The 16,403-nt window shown below is 59.9% G+C and carries 12 protein-coding genes and 1 pseudogene; 1 reads left to right on the forward strand and 12 read right to left on the reverse strand.

Annotation, left to right across the window (positions count from 1 at the left end; all coding sequences use genetic code 11):
• Positions 1-200 precede the first annotated feature (200 nt).
• A pseudogene (locus MKZ91_RS25710) lies at positions 201-299 on the forward strand (IS6 family transposase); the annotation flags it as partial.
• 496 nt (positions 300-795) lie between these two features.
• Here the strand turns inward: MKZ91_RS25710 and MKZ91_RS25715 are convergent.
• From MKZ91_RS25715 to MKZ91_RS25770, 12 genes are all read right to left on the reverse strand, one after another.
• The gene (locus MKZ91_RS25715; RefSeq protein ID WP_336173939.1) at positions 796-2,235 is read right to left on the reverse strand and encodes an aspartate ammonia-lyase; all 1,440 of its coding nucleotides are present in this window, start codon (positions 2,233-2,235) and stop codon (positions 796-798) included.
• A 276-nt stretch (positions 2,236-2,511) separates the two neighbouring features.
• Positions 2,512-3,516: a glycoside hydrolase family 3 N-terminal domain-containing protein gene (locus MKZ91_RS25720; protein WP_336173874.1), complete on the reverse strand. Its 1,005-nt coding sequence runs from the start codon at positions 3,514-3,516 to the stop codon at positions 2,512-2,514.
• Positions 3,517-3,542: 26 nt separating this feature from the next.
• Positions 3,543-4,325 carry a DeoR/GlpR family DNA-binding transcription regulator gene (locus MKZ91_RS25725; protein ID WP_336173875.1) on the reverse strand — a complete coding sequence of 261 codons (783 nt, stop codon included), beginning with the start codon at positions 4,323-4,325 and terminating at the stop codon, positions 3,543-3,545.
• Positions 4,322-5,038 carry an HAD family hydrolase gene (locus MKZ91_RS25730; RefSeq protein WP_336173876.1) on the reverse strand — a complete coding sequence of 239 codons (717 nt, stop codon included), beginning with the start codon at positions 5,036-5,038 and terminating at the stop codon, positions 4,322-4,324. The genes MKZ91_RS25725 and MKZ91_RS25730 overlap by 4 nt, the downstream gene beginning before the upstream one ends.
• 339 nt (positions 5,039-5,377) lie before the next feature.
• Entirely contained in the window at positions 5,378-7,024 is a 1,647-nt protein-coding gene (locus MKZ91_RS25735; RefSeq protein ID WP_336173877.1) for a GMC family oxidoreductase, read from the reverse strand.
• A gap of 5 nt (positions 7,025-7,029) precedes the next feature.
• Positions 7,030-8,526, reverse strand: coding sequence for a GMC family oxidoreductase (locus tag MKZ91_RS25740; protein WP_336173878.1), 1,497 nt, complete (start codon positions 8,524-8,526; stop codon positions 7,030-7,032).
• A 9-nt stretch (positions 8,527-8,535) separates the two neighbouring features.
• On the reverse strand, positions 8,536-9,636 hold the full coding sequence (locus MKZ91_RS25745) for an ABC transporter ATP-binding protein (protein WP_336173879.1): 1,101 nt from the start codon (positions 9,634-9,636) through the stop codon (positions 8,536-8,538).
• Positions 9,637-9,640: 4 nt separating this feature from the next.
• On the reverse strand, positions 9,641-10,516 hold the full coding sequence (locus MKZ91_RS25750; RefSeq protein ID WP_336173880.1) for a carbohydrate ABC transporter permease: 876 nt from the start codon (positions 10,514-10,516) through the stop codon (positions 9,641-9,643).
• Positions 10,509-11,402: a carbohydrate ABC transporter permease gene (locus tag MKZ91_RS25755; protein ID WP_442892351.1), complete on the reverse strand. Its 894-nt coding sequence runs from the start codon at positions 11,400-11,402 to the stop codon at positions 10,509-10,511. Before MKZ91_RS25755 ends, MKZ91_RS25750 begins: the two co-directional genes overlap by 8 nt.
• Before the next feature lie 75 nt (positions 11,403-11,477).
• Positions 11,478-12,725 (reverse strand): ABC transporter substrate-binding protein, encoded by a 1,248-nt coding sequence (locus MKZ91_RS25760; RefSeq protein WP_336173881.1) that lies wholly within the window; start codon positions 12,723-12,725, stop codon positions 11,478-11,480.
• 63 nt (positions 12,726-12,788) lie between these two features.
• Complete coding sequence (gene hisD / locus MKZ91_RS25765) at positions 12,789-14,099, reverse strand: histidinol dehydrogenase (protein ID WP_336173882.1); 1,311 nt, start codon at positions 14,097-14,099, stop codon at positions 12,789-12,791.
• 104 nt (positions 14,100-14,203) lie between these two features.
• Entirely contained in the window at positions 14,204-16,006 is a 1,803-nt protein-coding gene (locus tag MKZ91_RS25770; RefSeq protein ID WP_336173883.1) for a thiamine pyrophosphate-binding protein, read from the reverse strand.
• Positions 16,007-16,403 lie beyond the last annotated feature (397 nt).

Here is a 16,403-nt window from a genome sequence, read left to right on the forward strand (position 1 = left end):
TGCGACAGCAGAACATGCAGACTTAGAGAGTACTGTCCAGTACGGCTTGCCGCGAATCCGTCCATTCTTGTCGCTTTTTAGTTTTCCCTAAACGATTTTATCCGCTGAGCACGACATCCGACCGGGCGGTAGCGCGCGCGGTGGCCGCAAAGGAGACTGCGCCGCCTCCATGAACGACGCTGCCGGGAGCCCTACAGATGAAGCCCATATGGCAGCTGGACGAAGTGGTCGTGATGATCGGCGGGAAAGGGCACTGGCTCCGGCGCGCCTTCGACCAAGACGGCGACGTGCTCGACGAAACAGCAAGGCAGCCAGACGCCCCCCTTGCATCGCCTCAAGGCGAGCGCGCATGGGAAGGGCGCCACTGGGACAGCGGCCTGAGCCACGCGCCATGTCGAAGCGCTGCGTCAACTTGCGTCACTTAGATGAAGAGTGAGAAAGGGACAACAAAAGCAGTTTCAATAACACTTAAATCTCAAAGGTAGCCTGGAGGAAAAAGTGGTTTTTATCCGACGTGCCAAACCCGCCAATCTTCATGTCGCCGTTGCTGCGGTCCTGGTCGGCCTTCTCGTCCTTTCCTCAGGCACTATCTGTTCGTTCCTGGAAAAAGCTGGCCAGGCGCGCGAAGGCGCTGCGTTGGTTCAACGCGACTCGTTGGTGGCCCTCGCTTCTGCTTTCTAGGGCAGGCGCGCGCTCGAATACTCGCGCTGAGGTTCCCGGTTCGCCGCCGCGCAAGCTCTGCGAAGGCGAACCGCACGCTATCCATTCGTGACGGGTCTGGGTCGCCCTCTGATGCTAGCGGTTCGGCGTCCGAAGTCTCGACGGCTTCGTGAGATGGAGCGGATCTAGCAGGTCGGTCCTAACGCTTGCCGGCAGCGCCTGTGTCGTTTCAAGAACCTCACTTATCGTACGGCCGGTTTCCAGAACCTCCTTGGCGATCTGCGCGGATCGCTCATACCCGAGAAGCGATACAAGTGCGGTCGCCAATGCGGTGCCAGCTTCAAGATTTTGCCGGCAACGCTCGATGTTGGCGGTGATCCCAACGACGCATTTGGCGGTGAGCGTCTCGCTCGCATTGGTCAACAGCTTCATTGACTGCAACAGGTTGAAAACAATCACCGGCTCCATCGCGTTCAATTGCAACTGTCCGGCTTCGGCCGCCAACGTTACAACAAGATCCGCCCCGATGACCTGGTATGCGACCTGGTTCACAACCTCAGGAATGACGGGGTTCACCTTTCCGGGCATGATTGACGAACCTGGTTGCATCGGTGGGAGATTGATCTCGCCAAGGCCGCCCCGCGGGCCGCTGGAAAGCAGCCGTAGATCGTTCGAGATCTTGGACAGTTTTATTGCTGTCCGTTTCAAGGTTCCGGAGAAGTGAACGAAGGCGCCCGTGTCCCAGCAGGCCTCGACAAGATCTGACGCCGGTTTTAGCTCGATCCCGGTAATCCTCGAGAGCTCTTCTGTTGCGATTGCCGAGTAGGCGGGATCGGCCGTGATACCCGTTCCAATCGCTGTACCACCAAGATTGATTTCCTTGAGAAGCCGAGCGGCCTCCTCCAGTCGAAGGATATCTTCTCGCAGGGTCACTGCAAAAGCCATGAATTCCTGTCCGAGCGTCATCGGGACAGCGTCCTGGAGCTGGGTTCTTCCAAGTTTGACGATGTCCCCGAACTCTCTAGCCTTCGCTTCGAAGGCGGAGGCCAGTCGCTCTATCGCGGTCGAGAGCTCCCGATGGCTGAAGAGCAACGCCAGTCTTATCGCCGTTGGGTAGACGTCGTTTGTCGATTGCGCGAGATTGACATCGTTGTTGGGATGAATGACGTCGAAGCGCCCCCGCGGGAGGCCAAGATGCTCGAGTGCTCGATTTGCGATCACCTCGTTGACGTTCATGTTCGTCGAAGTGCCGGCACCACCCTGAAACACGTCCACGGCAAACTGGTCCAGCAGTTGACCGCTTGCTACATCGTCACAGGCCCTTTCTATCGCGTACGTCTTTTCAGACGAAAGGTCGCCGAGCCTGTGATTGGCGAAGGCGGCGGCCTTCTTTGTCAACGCAAGGGCTCGGACGAACTGCGGGTAATGGCTGAGTGGGATCCCCGAGATCTGAAAATTCGCCATCGCGCGAGCGGTCTGTGCACCGTAGTAGGCCTCCGAGGGAAGGTCGACTTCGCCAAGTGAGTCTCGTTCGCTGCGCGTCTTATGAGGGGACGGAGACGGAGTATCTGACATGCTAATCCTCTCGTGTGCCGTGATCGCCGTCCGCGTCTGAACGCCATGGCCTTCGGACGTTCCCATTCGCCCGTCCGTTTCGATCAACGAGCCGAAGGGTAAGCTTTGACAGCAGGGCTTTCGACTTCGCTAGGCGAAAACATGTGACGCGAGGTGACGCGAATGGCGCGCCGCATGGATGCTGCGACGTCGCGAACCCCAATCTACTGACTGCCGCGTCGAACGAGCTTGCGCCAGCGAGATGGCGCTTGTGGGAAGGACGGCTTTCGATGAGACCTAGAGCAATGCCGCGTGCTGTCTCACACGGTTTGCGGCATCCGACAAACGTTCGGTCGAAACTGTGCCCGACCGTGCCGCGGCCGCGATTCCTTCACACAGATCGCCAAGATGCGGCCCGCCAGAGACAAGCAAAAGATCGGCTCCGGCATTGAGTGATGCGACTGCTGTCGCCACCAACGATCGGCCTCGCATGGTGGCGGGGGCATCAAGATCATCACTTACGACGAGACCCTGAAATCCGAACTGCTGCCGCAAGAGCGCAATGACGGCAGGCGACGTGCTGGCCGCATTTTCGGCGTCGAGCGCGACAACGGGCGCCGGGCCTGTCATGATTGCCCTGGTTCCGGCCTCGATGGCTGCCTGGAACGGCAGCGCATTGTGCAGAATGCGCTCCAGTGGCGTGTGCGACGCGACATCGACGAGTGCGGGGTCAGCAACCAGATTGTCGTATCCGGGAAAGTGCTTGGTTACAGCAGAAACGCCTGCCTTTTGAACACCCCTCACGAACGCCTTGACGAGCTTGGCCACGGCCGCGGGGTCGGTCCCCATCTGCCGGTTGCGCAGCCAGGGATTTTGCATCCCCGCGACATCGGCAATCGGCGCGAGGAACATCGTTACACCGAGTTCACGAGCGGCACTGGCCGTTCGGAAACACCGATCCGCCAGGCCGTCATGAGAAAGCGAGTTGGCCTCTGCCAATGCCGGAAGAGGCGGAACAAGGCGCTGCAGCCGCTGGATTCCTCCCATTTCCTCGTCGACAGCAACGATGAGGTTCGGGCATTTCGCGCGTAGCCTTTCTATTGCCGAGCGAAAGATGCTCGCCGTTTCGGTGGAAATCCTCGTCTCGGACATGGTGCGAGCCACATATTCGTCGCGTGTTTCCCCGATCAGAAGCGAATGTCCGCCCTGATCCAGAAACGGTTCCATGACGTCGGCGAAATCGAGACTGTCGAACGCAGGCAGCAAAACTGCCCTGGCGTCCTGATCCAGCGAGTAGTTCATTGATTTTCTCCTTGAACGAAGCCTTTTCAGGCCGTCTCCACATTCACTCCCGTCTCGCGGATTCGCTGTAAGAACGAACTGTCCTGGCTCGTGGTGAAGAGCTGCGAGATAACGGAGATCGGCGCTACCTCGTGGGTCGCCACCTGCCCGAGCTTGTCAGATGGTGCGAGAACCAAGGTCGTGTTCGATGCCTTGATCATCGCCTTCTTGAAGAACGCGTCCTCAAGGTCGTCGGCGCGAAGCGTCAAATCATCGTCGATGCCGCAGGTTCCGAGCACGCAGAAGTCGACCTTTAGCCCACGCACAGCATCGATCGCACTGGCTCCGGTGGCACTACGTGTGAATTTGCTCAGCCTTCCACCGAGCAGAGTGACCTCCGCCAGCGGATGGTCGAGCCCGGCACCGGCGACATCTACAGAACTCGTGAAGATGCGCACGGAGAGCGTTGGCGGCAGTTGGCGAATGAACTGCACAACGGTTGTGCTTGTATCGACAAGCAAGGTCGCGCCTTCAGGAATTGCCCCCGCAGCAGCACGGCCAATCCGCTGCTTCTCTTCCGTCCCCCGAGTTTCACGACGATGAAAGTCGAGGGCCGGTGTCACGAGGCGCGCAGCTCCTCCGTGGAAGCGTTGCACAACTCCTGCGTCGACAAGCTCGCGCAGGTCGCGTCGGATCGAATCCTCCGAGACGTTGAATTCCTGAGCAAGGTCGACCGCAGTCACGCGGCCGGCGGCATTGATCTTTTCCAGGATGATAGCCTGACGCTCCACTGGCGAAAGGGTTGTCGCTTCCTCCTTGCCGGTACTCATTCCGCAATCTCCTCCTCAAGCGGCGCAAGAATGCCAAGGCTCGACAATCTGCGCTCAAGCGCGGCGGCCGTCTGGAAATGCTCGACCTGGAATCCGAGCCTCGAGGCTGCGGCGATGTTGGCCAGGTTGTCATCAATGAAAATGCAATCCTGCGCGCGTAAGTCGGCGCGTTGCAAAAACAAGTCGAAAATTGCCGCATCTGGCTTGATGAGCCGCTCCCGTCCGGAAACCACGAGCACGTCGAAATCGCCTAGAAACGGGAAAATCGCCTGGGCCCGGGGAAAAGTCTCAGCCGACCAATTGGAAATTGCGTGAACAGGCACGCCCGCGGACTTGAGCCGCGCAAGAACCTGCGAGGTTCCTTCCACCTCCCCGCCGAGCATCTCGTGCCACCTGCTCCAGTACGCCTCGATCAACGCGGCATGTTCCGGAAAGCGCACGGAGCGTTCGGCAATTCCTTCGGCAAAAGGCGTCCCCGCGTCGAACTGCTCGTTCCAGGAGGAAGTGCAGACTTCGGCAAGGAATCTGTCAACGCTTTCGTCGTCTGGGAGGAGCTTGCGATAGAGGTAGGCGGGATTCCAGTCGATCAACACGCCACCTATGTCGAACACCACGTTGGTTGGGGTCACTTCCTTGCCTCTCTGCATGAACACGACAATCAATATGCATGAATGCGCATAATTACGCAAGATAACGCACTTGCGTTTGCGCATTTAAGCATCCCTGAAGATCCGCGAGTATCGGTACCGGCGACCTCCACCGATGCCTCGAGTAACGCGCACAGCGCTCGATCTGTCAGGGCGGCACAACGGCAGATGCGACTGAAGAACAAGTCCGTTTTGCATGGCACCATCTGGTGCACGCACAGGGGATGCGGGATGAGTACGCCTACCACTGCCCCGTGATTTGCGTGCACAACGGGGGCGAGGCTTCCATGCGTCGACCCAAGTCCACCGGGAAGGGCGACGCCAACACGGCAATGCATCATGGCTTCAGCGGCCGGACCGCCGCTGAAGCACCCAGACTTCGCGGGCGCCCGAGGCCGCCCGAATTCAGGAGCGCAAGAAGTCTGCCGCCCGCTCACCGATCATGATGCAAACCGAGTTCGGGTTCCCGGAGATCAGCGTTGGCATGACGGATGCGTCTGCGACGCGCAGACCTTCCACGCCATGGACCTTGAGCTCCGGGTCGACGACGGCCATCTCGTCCTTGCCCATCCGGCACGTTCCCGATGGATGCAGCGCCGCATGTGCATCCTGCTGGCAAAAGATCCTGATCTCTTCTCGCGTCTTCATTCGCGCCAACGGCGTATGCCGTGCGGCCACGTACTTCGCGATCGATGGCTGCGACATGATATCGATCGCGGCCATCGTCCCGTCAGTAATCGCCTCCAGATCATATGGATCCGAGAAATAGCGTGGCGCGACGCGTGGGTTTGCCAAAGGGTCAGCGCTGACGAGCGTTACTTCGCCTCTCGACCTCGGTCTTATCTGTCCGAGGTTCACGGTACAGCCGTTGCCGCCCGGAACAGCGTCAACACCTTCTTCGATACCTGCACCGACGACCATGAAGTACTGGATATCAGGAACCACTTCGTTCCTGTTTCCCCACCAGAACGCCCCACCCTCGATGAGGTTGGAGGAAGCTGGACCGTTTCGAAACAGCGCATAGTTCAAGCCAGCCGCCGCCTTCCAATGCAGCTTCTTGTACTTGTCGTAGCTGTGCGGCCCGTTGAGCTGATAGACGAGCGAAATCTCGATATGGTCCTGCAGGTTCTGCCCGACACCAGGCAGGTTCGCGTGCACGTCAATGCCCTGGCGCAGGATCTGATCGGCTGGCCCGATGCCCGACAGCATGAGCAGTTTCGGCGTGGCAATCGCACCGGCCGAGAGGATGATCTCGTGCTTCGCCTTGTGCGTGACCATGTGCTTGCCGCGCATGCACTCGACGCCGACCGCCCTTCCCTTCTCGATAATGACGCGCGTGACAGTCGTGCCTGTTTCGACACGCAAGTTGCGGCGGTTGCGGGCAGGCTTCAGATAGGCGACCGCCGCCGAACTCCGGCGGCCATCCTGAGCGGTGATTTGGTACAGGCCGCAGCCTGTCTGGTCCCCAGAGTTGAAGTCCGGATTGTAAGGGAGGCCAGCCTGTTGACAGGCCTGCAGCCAGGCGCGCGTCAACGGATGGATGTAGTCGACATCGGAAACGCCAAGCGGACCGCCGACGCCGTGCGCCTCGTTGCAGAACCGGTTGTTGTTTTCTGCACGCTTGAAATAGGGAAGAACGTCGGAATATGCCCAGCCATCCGCTCCCATGCGGGCCCATTGGTCGTAATCAGACGGTACACCCCTGATGTAGATCATGGCGTTGACGGAGCTTCCGCCGCCGAGCACCCTTGCCTGCACCATGGTCGCATTGGCAGTTCGCCCTTGCTCGGGCATCGGCTCCCATGGGATCCGCTTCAGAAGCGAGCCCTGAGCCGTCTTGTAGTAGGCGCCGGGAATATGGATGTACGGATTGAGGTCTCTTGGGCCTTCCTCGAGGAGCAAGACGTTGACGCTCGGATCCTCGGACAAGCGCGAGGCGATGACGCATCCTGTCGATCCCCCTCCAACCACGATGTAGTCGTAGGTGAAGAGCTCATCTGGCTCGGGCGGCAAAATTCCCAATCGCGCTGATACCCAATCAGAAAACGACATCAGGGTTACCTCGCAATGGAAAAGCCGGCCTTGATGGCCAGGGCTGCTACCGTAAGAGCCGGATTGACCGCAGCCGATGTCGGCAGGACGGAGGCATCCGTGACGTAGAGGTTCTCGACATCGTGGCTGCGGCAATCCAGATTGACGACCGACGTTTTCGGATCATTGCCTAAACGTGCCGTGCCGCATTGATGAGACGTCGTTTTCCGACCGAACGTATGTGTCAGCACGATTGGAAAGCCCGCCTTGCGCATGGCAGTCCGTGTCTTCTTGATCAATGCCTCGTGCGCCCGCATGTTCGAGCGAACCCAGTTCATGACAATTCGGCCGTCGCGGACCATGACCCGGCTTTCCGGGTTTGGCAGATCCTCGCTCGTCAGGAACCAGCCGTAGGCGTAGCGTGCAAGCACCCTGGTAAACCAGGCGGGAGCCGGAACCGGGAAATTGGCCTTCAGGATGTTGCCGGTGATGTGCCCAAGCAGTTGAACGTTGCCGAGGGGAAATCCTAATTCATTGTCTTCGTTATAGAAGTCGTTGAAGGTGATCGTCTTTTGGTAGACGCTTGTGTTGGGCGCTAGCGGATCGATCGTCAGCATGGCGCTTGTATTGTGGTTCATGAAGTTGCGGCCGAGTTGGTCGGAACTGTTGCCGAGGCCGGTCGGGTGAGCACTGTTGGCCGATCGGAGCAACAGAGCCGCGGACTGCACCGCGCCGGCGGCCACCGCGAAAGTGTCCGCCGAAATCCGATGTTCCACACCATCTTTCGTGAAGATTGCCGCGACGACCCTTCCACCGCTGCTGTCCGTTTCCAACCGGGATACGTTGGCGCCCGTTATCAAGGTGACGTTTGCATGCGCCAGGGCTTGCGAGAGCGGACCGACTTCTGCGTCGATCTTGCCTTTTCCCGTGTTGGGGAACGCATCCCATCCGGTCTTCGCGCGCCGCAGCCAGGTTTCGATGTCGATCGCGAGCGGCAGGGGCGAGGGACGAATGCCCGCTTTTTCAAGCCGCTTGCGCACCGCAGCAATTGCCGGTTCGTCAGGAACCGGCGGATAGCCATAGGGTTCCGAGTGAGGAGGCTCCGTCGGATCGTCTCTTGTACTTCCGCGCACCTGGAAGACCGCTTCTGCCACATCGTACCACGGTGACAATTCGTCGTAGGAGATCGGCCACCCCGGCGATGCCCCGTCCATGTGGCTTCGCGGACAAAAATCCTCCTTGCGATAGCGAAACATCACCGCGCCGAAGAACTTCGAGTTTCCGCCCACATAATAGTAGTTCCCGGGTAGGAAGCTCTGTCCGTCCGTTCCGAACCACTCCTCGGTGTTGCGATAGTATCCTTTCTGGAAGATCTCGATGTCGTCTCTCGCTTGCGGGGCATCCCGCAAGAAGTCACCTCTCTCGAGGATAACGATGCGCCGGCCGGACGGTGCGAGGCTTGAGGCAAGCGATGCTCCGCCGATGCCGGACCCTATGATGACGATGTCAGCGGTCTGTGTCATTGCTTGTACTCAATCGATGCGCGCTTCGGTGTCAGCGTCAAAAAGAACGATCTTGGACGTGTCGATCGACAATGCAGCCTCACGACCAGCATCGACTTGCTTCGGCGGCAAGCGGGCCGTCACTTCGACCCCGCCAAGGTGAAAGACGACAAGTGTGTCCGGACCCGTGGGCTCGACAACGTCGACATTGACGGCAAGCATCGCACCCGATCCTCCGCCCGCGACCGAGAAGTTCTCCGGTCGGATACCAACGAGAACCTTCTTTCCGGCATATTTGCGGGCCGCTTCGGCCGACAGCGGAATGCCGATAATCCTGCCTGCCGGTTTGCCCGCGATGTCGACTTTCGCCGTCACATTGTCGCCCTGGACCTCCAGAACGCCGGGCACGATGTTCATGGCCGGCGAGCCGACGAAACGCGCCACATAGACATTCGCCGGGCGGTCATAGACCGATTGCGGCTCATCCAGATGCTGAACCACACCGTCCTTCATGACGGCGACGCGCGTTGCCAAGGTCATCGCCTCGATCTGGTCATGCGTCACGTAAACGATGGTCGTGCCGAGACGTTGATGCAGGCGCTTGATCTCGGTCCGCATGTCGACGCGAAGCTTCGCATCGAGGTTCGACAGCGGCTCATCGAACAGAAACAGCTTCGGTTGCCGCACGATGGCCCGCCCCATCGCCACGCGCTGCCGTTGACCGCCCGAAAGCTGCGACGGTTTCCGGTCAAGAAGATGCGTGATCTGCAGCAGGTCGGCGGCCGTCTTCACCGATTTATCCCGCTCGGCCTGCGACAGCCCCCGGATCTTCATGCCGAACTCGATGTTCTGGCGCACTGTCATGGTGGGGTAGAGTGCGTAGGACTGGAATACCATGGCGATGTCCCGGTCTTTCGGAGACAGGTGGTTAACGACCCTTCCCGCTATGCGAATGTCGCCGCCACTGATGGTTTCAAGTCCGGCAATCATGTTGAGAAGCGTCGACTTTCCGCAGCCGGAAGGGCCGAGCAGCACCAGAAAATCACCGGTGCCTATCGATATCGAGACTTCCTTGAGAACCTCGAGGCTCCCGTAGGCCTTGCGAACGCGATCGATTTCAAGAGTAGACATGGGATCAGCCTTTCACGGCGCCAGCGGTCAACCCGCGGACGAAGTAGCGTCCAGCGACGACGTAGACGAAGAGGGTGGGGATCGCGGCGATCATGGCAGCGGCCATGTCGACGTTGTATTGTTTGCGCCCGGTCGTCACGTTGACGATGTTGTTGAGCGCAACCGTTATTGGGCTGCTTGCCCCCGACGTGAACGAGACACCAAAGAGGAAGTCGTTCCAGATCTGGGTAAACTGCCAGATGCAGGAAACCACGATGATGGGGATCGACGTCGGGAGGATGACGCTCCAGAAAATCCGGAAAAAGCCCGCGCCGTCCACCATCGCTGCCTTGGTCAATTCGTCCGGAAGCGACACGAAGTAGTTCCGGAAGAACAGGGTGGTAAAGCAGATGCCATAGGCGACGTGCACGCAGATCAGGCCCGGTATGCTGCCGGCCAGCCCAAAAATGCCAAGGGTGCGTGCCATCGGGATCAGGACTGCCTGGTACGGCAGAAAGCAGCCGAACAGGAGCAGGCCAAACACGAAGTTTGCGCCGGGAAACTTCCACTTCGTCAGGATGTAGCCGTTGATGGCGCCGATGCCCGTTGAAAGGATAACCGAGGGTATGACCATCAGCAGTGAGTTCACGAAGTAGGGCTTAAGTCCTGTGCACTCGGTTCCGATGCATGCCTGCGACCAGGCGGCACGCCAGGCGTCCAGGTTCACGGTCTGCGGAACGCCGATGAAGGAGCCTCCGTAGATCTCGTCGAGCGACTTCAGAGACGTCACGACCATGACCCACAAGGGCATCAGGTAGATCAAGGCTACAGCGAGAAGGCAGCCATAGATCGCCAACCGTCCCAGGCGCGCCTTTCCGGATTGTGAAAGTGCTTCAGCCATTGTCGCGCTCCCGAAGTTCGGAATAGAGGTACGGAACGATGATGGCCGCGACCGTCATCAGCATCATCACGGCGCTGGCAGCCCCCACTCCCATCTGGTTGCGGCGGAAGGTGGCAGCGAACATGAAGGTTGACGGCAACTCGGTGGCAGCGCCCGGCCCGGCATTCGTCAGCGCCAACACCAGGTCGAAGCTCTTGATGGCGATGTAGCTCAACAGCACGATCACGCTGAGCATCGCCGGACGCAGCATCGGAATGATGATCTGGCGATAGATAAGCGGAAGGCTCGCGCCTTCGATCTGTGCTGCCTTGATGACCGAGTTGTCGACACCGCGCAGTCCCGCCAGGAAGATGGCCATCGCAAAACCCGAGGATTGCCAGACGCCGGCGATAACAACCGTGTAGATCGCCATCTGGGGATTGGTGATCCAGTCGAAGCGAAACGTCTCCCAGCCGAGGTCATTGACGACCTTCTGTATGCCGAGACCCGGGTTCATGATCCATTTCCAGGCCGTGCCGGTCACGATGAACGAGAGCGCCATTGGATAGAGATAGACCGCCCGCAATGCCCCTTCGGCGCGGATGTTCTGATCGAGCAGGATGGCCAGCAGAAGACCAAGGGCCGTCGATAGCGCCAGAAACAGCGCGGAGAAGATGAACAGATTGGCCACCGCAGTGTGCCATCGCGGCGTCGCCCACAGGCGCGCGTACTGTTCCAGACCGACGAAGTCGTAGACAGGCACGAACTTCGACGACGTGACGGAAATCAGCCCGGTCCAAAGAATGAACAAGTAGACTGTTATGACGACGATCAGCAGGCTGGGAGCAACGACAAGACGCGGAAGCCAGCTGGCCAATCGTGAGGACATGCGCTTAGAGGCGCTCATGGATCTGCTCCGATGGCGAATTCAATGGTCGGGCCGGGTTGTCACATCCCGGCCCGCTCTCAAGGCGAGTTCGGGTTAGCGGGCGTTGTCGATGCCGTCGACCAGCATCTTGACCGCGTCTTCGGAGTTCATATTGCCAACGAAGAACTGCGCGGCGACGTCGCTGAAGACCGAGGCGAACTCCGGCTTCGCGGCGAAGCCATGGGTCATAGCGCCTTGCATGCTGCCCTTCTCGATCGCCGCCGTCCGCTCGCTGTAGCCGAGCTTCGCGCAATCATCGAATTCGTCGACCGACACATCGATGCGAGCAGGAATGGAGCCCTTGATCAGGTTGAAGCCCTTCTGAACCTTCGGGTCCATGATCGTCTCGGCAAGGGCCACTTGGGCCTTTTGCAGGTTCTCGTCCTTCACCGTGAACATGCCGAAGGTATCGATGACGTACTGGAAGGCGGTGACTTGGCCGGGCGTCGCAAAGCAGTAGAAATCCTTGTTCGGCTTCAGGCCCTTTGCAAGGAACTCGCCCTTGGCCCAGTCGCCCATGAACTGCATGGCGGCTTCGCCATTGATGACCATGCCCGTGGCGACGGCCCAGTCCCGGCCGACGAAGTTGTCGTCGACAAGGCCGCGCACTTCGCGCAACGTGTCGAACACCTTCGCCATTTCCGGGCTGGCGAGCGTCTGCGGGTCCAGATCGATGGCTGCCTTCTGGTAAAACTCCGGACCGTTGACGTCCGACAGGAGGGCGTCGAAAATGATGCCGATCTGCCAGGGCTCGTCACCCATCGCGATCGGGACGACACCCTTCTCCTTGAGCTTCTTGCCCGCGTCGATGAGTTCCGCCCAGTGCTTGGGAACCGAAACACCGGCATCGTCAAAGAGCTTCTTGTTGGCCCAGACCCAGTTCTGCCGGTGCATGTTGATCGGCGCGGCGATGAACGCGTCGCCCGACGTCACGAAAGGCAGAAGCTGCGGAGCGAGCGCCTCGCGCCAGCCGCCTGCCGCTGCAAGATCGTTCAGGTCGCGCACGACGCCCTGTTCTGCCCATTGCGCGCCCTCCCAGCCGAGGAACTGCATCGCGCCCGGCGGATTGCCGGCGGTAAGCCGCGCGCGCAGAGCTTGCTGCGCGTTTGCGCCGCTGGCGCCGCCGACAGCGGAATCCTTCCATTCGAAGCCCTTGGCTTCGAGGTCCTTGCGGATCACGTTCAAGGCGTCAACTTCACTTTGCGAGACCCAGTGATGAAGAACCTCGATCGACCCTTCGGCACGTGCTCCCACCGGAACGAGCATCGTCGCTGCGACAAGGGCGGAGAAAAACTTTGACATACGGATAGTCCTCTCTGGTTGGTTTTAAATCGCCGGCCCTTCACAGGCTCTTGGGCGAACGCATTAGCTGGGGTCAGCAGGCATCGCGTATCCGACGTTCTTTCCGCCGTAGCGGCGGACGCGGATGTTTGCCTGTTCGGCATGCCCGGCGAAGCCTTCCATGAGGCAGAGCCTGGAGCCGTATGCACCGATCATGGCGGAGGCCTCATCGGTGAGAATCTTCTGGTAGGTGCAGGTCTTGAGGAACTTCCCGACCCAGAGGCCGCCGGTGTAGCGGGCGGCCTTGTTGGTCGGCAGCGTGTGGTTGGTGCCGATCACCTTGTCTCCGAAAGCAACATTCGTGCGCGCGCCGAGGAAGAACGCGCCGTAGTTCTTCATGTTGTTCAGGAAGTAGTCGGGATCCCGCGTCATGACCTGGACATGCTCGGATGCAACCCGGTCGCCTTCTGCGACCATCTCCTCGAGGGTGTCGCAGACAATGATCTCGCCGTGGTCTTCCCAGGCCTTGGCCGCGACTGCCGCGGTCGGCAGGATCTTGAGCAGACGGTCGATCTCGGACAACGTTTCGCGCGCCAGCTTTTCCGAATTGGTTATGAGAACGGCCGGGGAGTTGGCGCCGTGTTCGGCCTGACCGAGAAGGTCGGTCGCGACGATCTCGCCATCGACACTGTCGTCGGCAATGACGAGCGTCTCCGTCGGGCCGGCGAAAAGGTCGATGCCAACCTTACCGAACAGCAGCCGCTTGGCTTCAGCGACGTAGGCGTTTCCAGGACCCGCGAGCATATCGACAGGGGCAATGGTCTCGGTGCCATAGGCCATTGCGGCAATCGCCTGGACACCACCCAGGCAATAGATCTCGTCGGCCCCGGCGAGCGCCTGGGCAGCGACAATTTTCTCGGCGACCTTCCCCTGGAATGGAGGCGCGCAGGTGATCACCCGCTCGCACCCGGCGACGCGAGCCGTAAGAACGGTCATGTGCGCAGATGCCAGCAACGGATACTTGCCGCCTGGAACGTAACAACCGACGTTCTGGATCGGTACGTTCTTGTGGCCAAGGATCACGCCTGGCAGCGACTCAATTTCAATATCCAGCAGCGCCGCCTTCTGCGCCTCGGCGAATTTGCGAACCTGATCCTGCGCGAAATCGAGATCCTCGCGCTCCCGGCTTGTCAGCGAGTTGATGCAGTTGGCAATTTCATCTCTTGTCAGGCGGTAGGATTCGCGGTCGAGCTTGTCGAATTGCACGGAGAGTTCGCGCACCGCCTTGTCGCCACCGGCCTCCACCTTTGCAAGCAGGGCCTCCACGGTCTTGGTGACGGAGCCATCGGTGCTGCCGGTGACCGAAGCTTGGGCGGTTTTAATCTGTCGTATCATGACAATAGCTCTTCGTTTGCGGAAGCACGACGCTCCGCGATCCGAGGGGATGTGGATGGAATGGGCAGGGTGCGGGCGAGCGCGCGCACCCCTTTCGCAGTTACTTACAGATGCTGCTCACGTGCACGCATCTCGGCATACGCAGCCTGTTCCTTTTCGTAGTAGGCAGGCGACGGAAAGTCCCACCAACCGGTGGCGAACGGTCCGGCTGCATCGCGAGAGACGATCACCTCCACCAGCGCCGGGCCGCCGCACTCGAGCGCTGCCTTGAGGCTGCTTTCGAGATCCTCGTCCCTTTCAACCTTCCAGGCAGCCAGTCCAAATGCGCGGGCCGAAGCCGTGATATCGGCCGAGTACGGCGCGCCGTTTCCAGCGTGGTGATTGAATTCCGAGGCGATGTGGCGGCCCATGAACTTCCGCTGACCGCCACGGATCGACATGTATCCCTGGTTGTTGAGCACAAGGAAGACCGCGTTGATGCCGTTCATGACTGCTGTACCCATTTCCGGCAGCGACATCATGAAATCCCCGTCGCCGACGATGGCGACGACCTGGCGATCCGGGCAGGCGAGTTTGGCGCCAAGCGCTGCGGGCACGGCCCAGCCCATCGGCGAGTACGAGCCGGAAGTGAGGTGCGTGCGCGGCTCGTAGACCGGGAAGCTTTGTTTGACAGACCCCTGGGTATTGCCGGAGCCGACAACGACGATGCCGTCCCTGTCGAGGACCTTGCGAAGTGCCATCAGCGGCCGCTGGGAGGTGAAGGGCGTTTCGCGGCTGTTCTCGCGCGGCTCGACCTGTGCGCGCCACTCCGCCTTTGCCTTCTGCACGTCGGCGAGGAACGTCTCACGGCGTGAAATCATCTTCTTGCTATCGGCGTCGGAAATCAGCGCGAGAATGGCTTCAAGAGCGACCCTCGCATCCGCGACGATGCCAACCTCGGTTTCATAGTTCTTGCCGATCTCGCGCGGATCGAGGTCGATGTGGATCAGCTTCGCCGAGGGGATCGAGAAGGACACGCCCTTCGCGTAGGACGATGCGGACCAGTCGGTAAACCGGCAACCAACCGAGACCACGACGTCTGCAGCGGCGGTCACCTTGTTGCCGCATGTGGTTCCCGTCTGGCCGACCGCACCGATGAACAACTGATGGTCCTCGGAAATGGCGCCTTTGCCGTTCCAGGTAATGGAGACGGCCGCCCCGAGCTTTTCGGCAAGGCTCGTCAGTTCCTTGGACGCACCCGAAGTGATCGCACCGCCGCCGGCCACGATAACAGGGCGCTCGGCGGCAAGCAGGACCTTTACAGCTGCCTCGATCGCCTTCGGATCCGGGTAGGCAACGCCGATCGGCAAGCGCTTCTGAAGGGGATGGATGGCGACGTCGGCCGTTTCGACCTGGACGTTCATCGGGACTTCGACGTGAACCGGTCCCGGGCGGCCGGTCAGCATCTCGCTGAAAGCGCGGTGCATGATGCTTGGGAGCACTTCGACGGAATTGGCCTGCCAAGCGCGCTTGGTCACCTGTTCGGTGATGCGCGGGAAGGCGTTGTCCTGCTGGCGTTCGAGTTCCTGCATGGTGCCGTGGCCATGCATATAGGTCTGCGGCGAGCCCGAGACATAAAACAGCGACGTCGAGTCACAATAGGCGGTTGCCAGGCCAATGATGGTGTTGGCGGCCCCCGGTCCAACCGAGGTCGAGCAGGCCATGGGCTTGCCCGATGCACGATAGTAGCCGTCAGCCATGTGCACCGCGCTCTGTTCATGCATCACCTGGATGAACGGGATCTCGGAACCTTCCTGCAAAAAGGCATCGAAAAGCGACCAAATGCCATGTCCAGGCACGCCGGCGACATATTCAACACCATATTCCTTCAGCGCTTTCGCGACTACCTGGCCACCTGTGAGCTTCATCTGATCGACCCTCTGATTGTTATGCTTCTCAACGGGAGGGCATTCTGAAGTAAGCACCCGCCCAACGATGGCACTATTCTCGGCAAGACGGCGGAAGCTTCAAGTTCGCAGGAATTGAAACACCGACGCAGGGTGACGCACACTTGGTTTCCAAGTGCATCAAATACCCAATGGAGAAAGAGCTACCCCTGATACGGTGATCGCCGATCTGCACCGCCGCCAGCACAAAGAAAGAGCATTGTCCAGGCGAGCGCACCCTCGCGAAGGAACCAAGCACTTCGCAATATGAAGCGGAGTTCACTTCAATACGCATACAGATTCATCAAGGCGCGCACTTTTGTAACGAAATGCGATGTGGCTTCCTGTAAAAAAGTAAATGCTTGGAAGGACATCCGAC

Source organism: Ensifer sp. MJa1 (genome assembly GCF_037026475.1).
In the GTDB taxonomy this organism is placed as follows: Bacteria; Pseudomonadota; Alphaproteobacteria; order Rhizobiales; family Rhizobiaceae; genus Ensifer.

Excerpts from the sequence above, each read along its gene's own strand:
- MKZ91_RS25755 (WP_442892351.1), bottom strand. The coding sequence starts at position 11,402 with ATGAGCGCCTCTAAGCGCATGTCCTCACGATTGGCCAGCTGGCTTCCG.
- MKZ91_RS25740 (WP_336173878.1), bottom strand. The coding sequence starts at position 8,526 with ATGACACAGACCGCTGACATCGTCATCATAGGGTCCGGCATCGGCGGA.
- MKZ91_RS25735 (WP_336173877.1), bottom strand. The coding sequence starts at position 7,024 with ATGTCGTTTTCTGATTGGGTATCAGCGCGATTGGGAATTTTGCCGCCC.
- MKZ91_RS25715 (WP_336173939.1), bottom strand. The coding sequence starts at position 2,235 with ATGTCAGATACTCCGTCTCCGTCCCCTCATAAGACGCGCAGCGAACGA.
- MKZ91_RS25770 (WP_336173883.1), bottom strand. The coding sequence starts at position 16,006 with ATGAAGCTCACAGGTGGCCAGGTAGTCGCGAAAGCGCTGAAGGAATAT.
- MKZ91_RS25730 (WP_336173876.1), bottom strand. The coding sequence starts at position 5,038 with ATGCGCAAACGCAAGTGCGTTATCTTGCGTAATTATGCGCATTCATGC.
- MKZ91_RS25720 (WP_336173874.1), bottom strand. The coding sequence starts at position 3,516 with ATGAACTACTCGCTGGATCAGGACGCCAGGGCAGTTTTGCTGCCTGCG.
- MKZ91_RS25750 (WP_336173880.1), bottom strand. The coding sequence starts at position 10,516 with ATGGCTGAAGCACTTTCACAATCCGGAAAGGCGCGCCTGGGACGGTTG.
- MKZ91_RS25745 (WP_336173879.1), bottom strand. The coding sequence starts at position 9,636 with ATGTCTACTCTTGAAATCGATCGCGTTCGCAAGGCCTACGGGAGCCTC.
- MKZ91_RS25725 (WP_336173875.1), bottom strand. The coding sequence starts at position 4,325 with ATGAGTACCGGCAAGGAGGAAGCGACAACCCTTTCGCCAGTGGAGCGT.
- hisD (WP_336173882.1), bottom strand. The coding sequence starts at position 14,099 with ATGATACGACAGATTAAAACCGCCCAAGCTTCGGTCACCGGCAGCACC.
- MKZ91_RS25760 (WP_336173881.1), bottom strand. The coding sequence starts at position 12,725 with ATGTCAAAGTTTTTCTCCGCCCTTGTCGCAGCGACGATGCTCGTTCCG.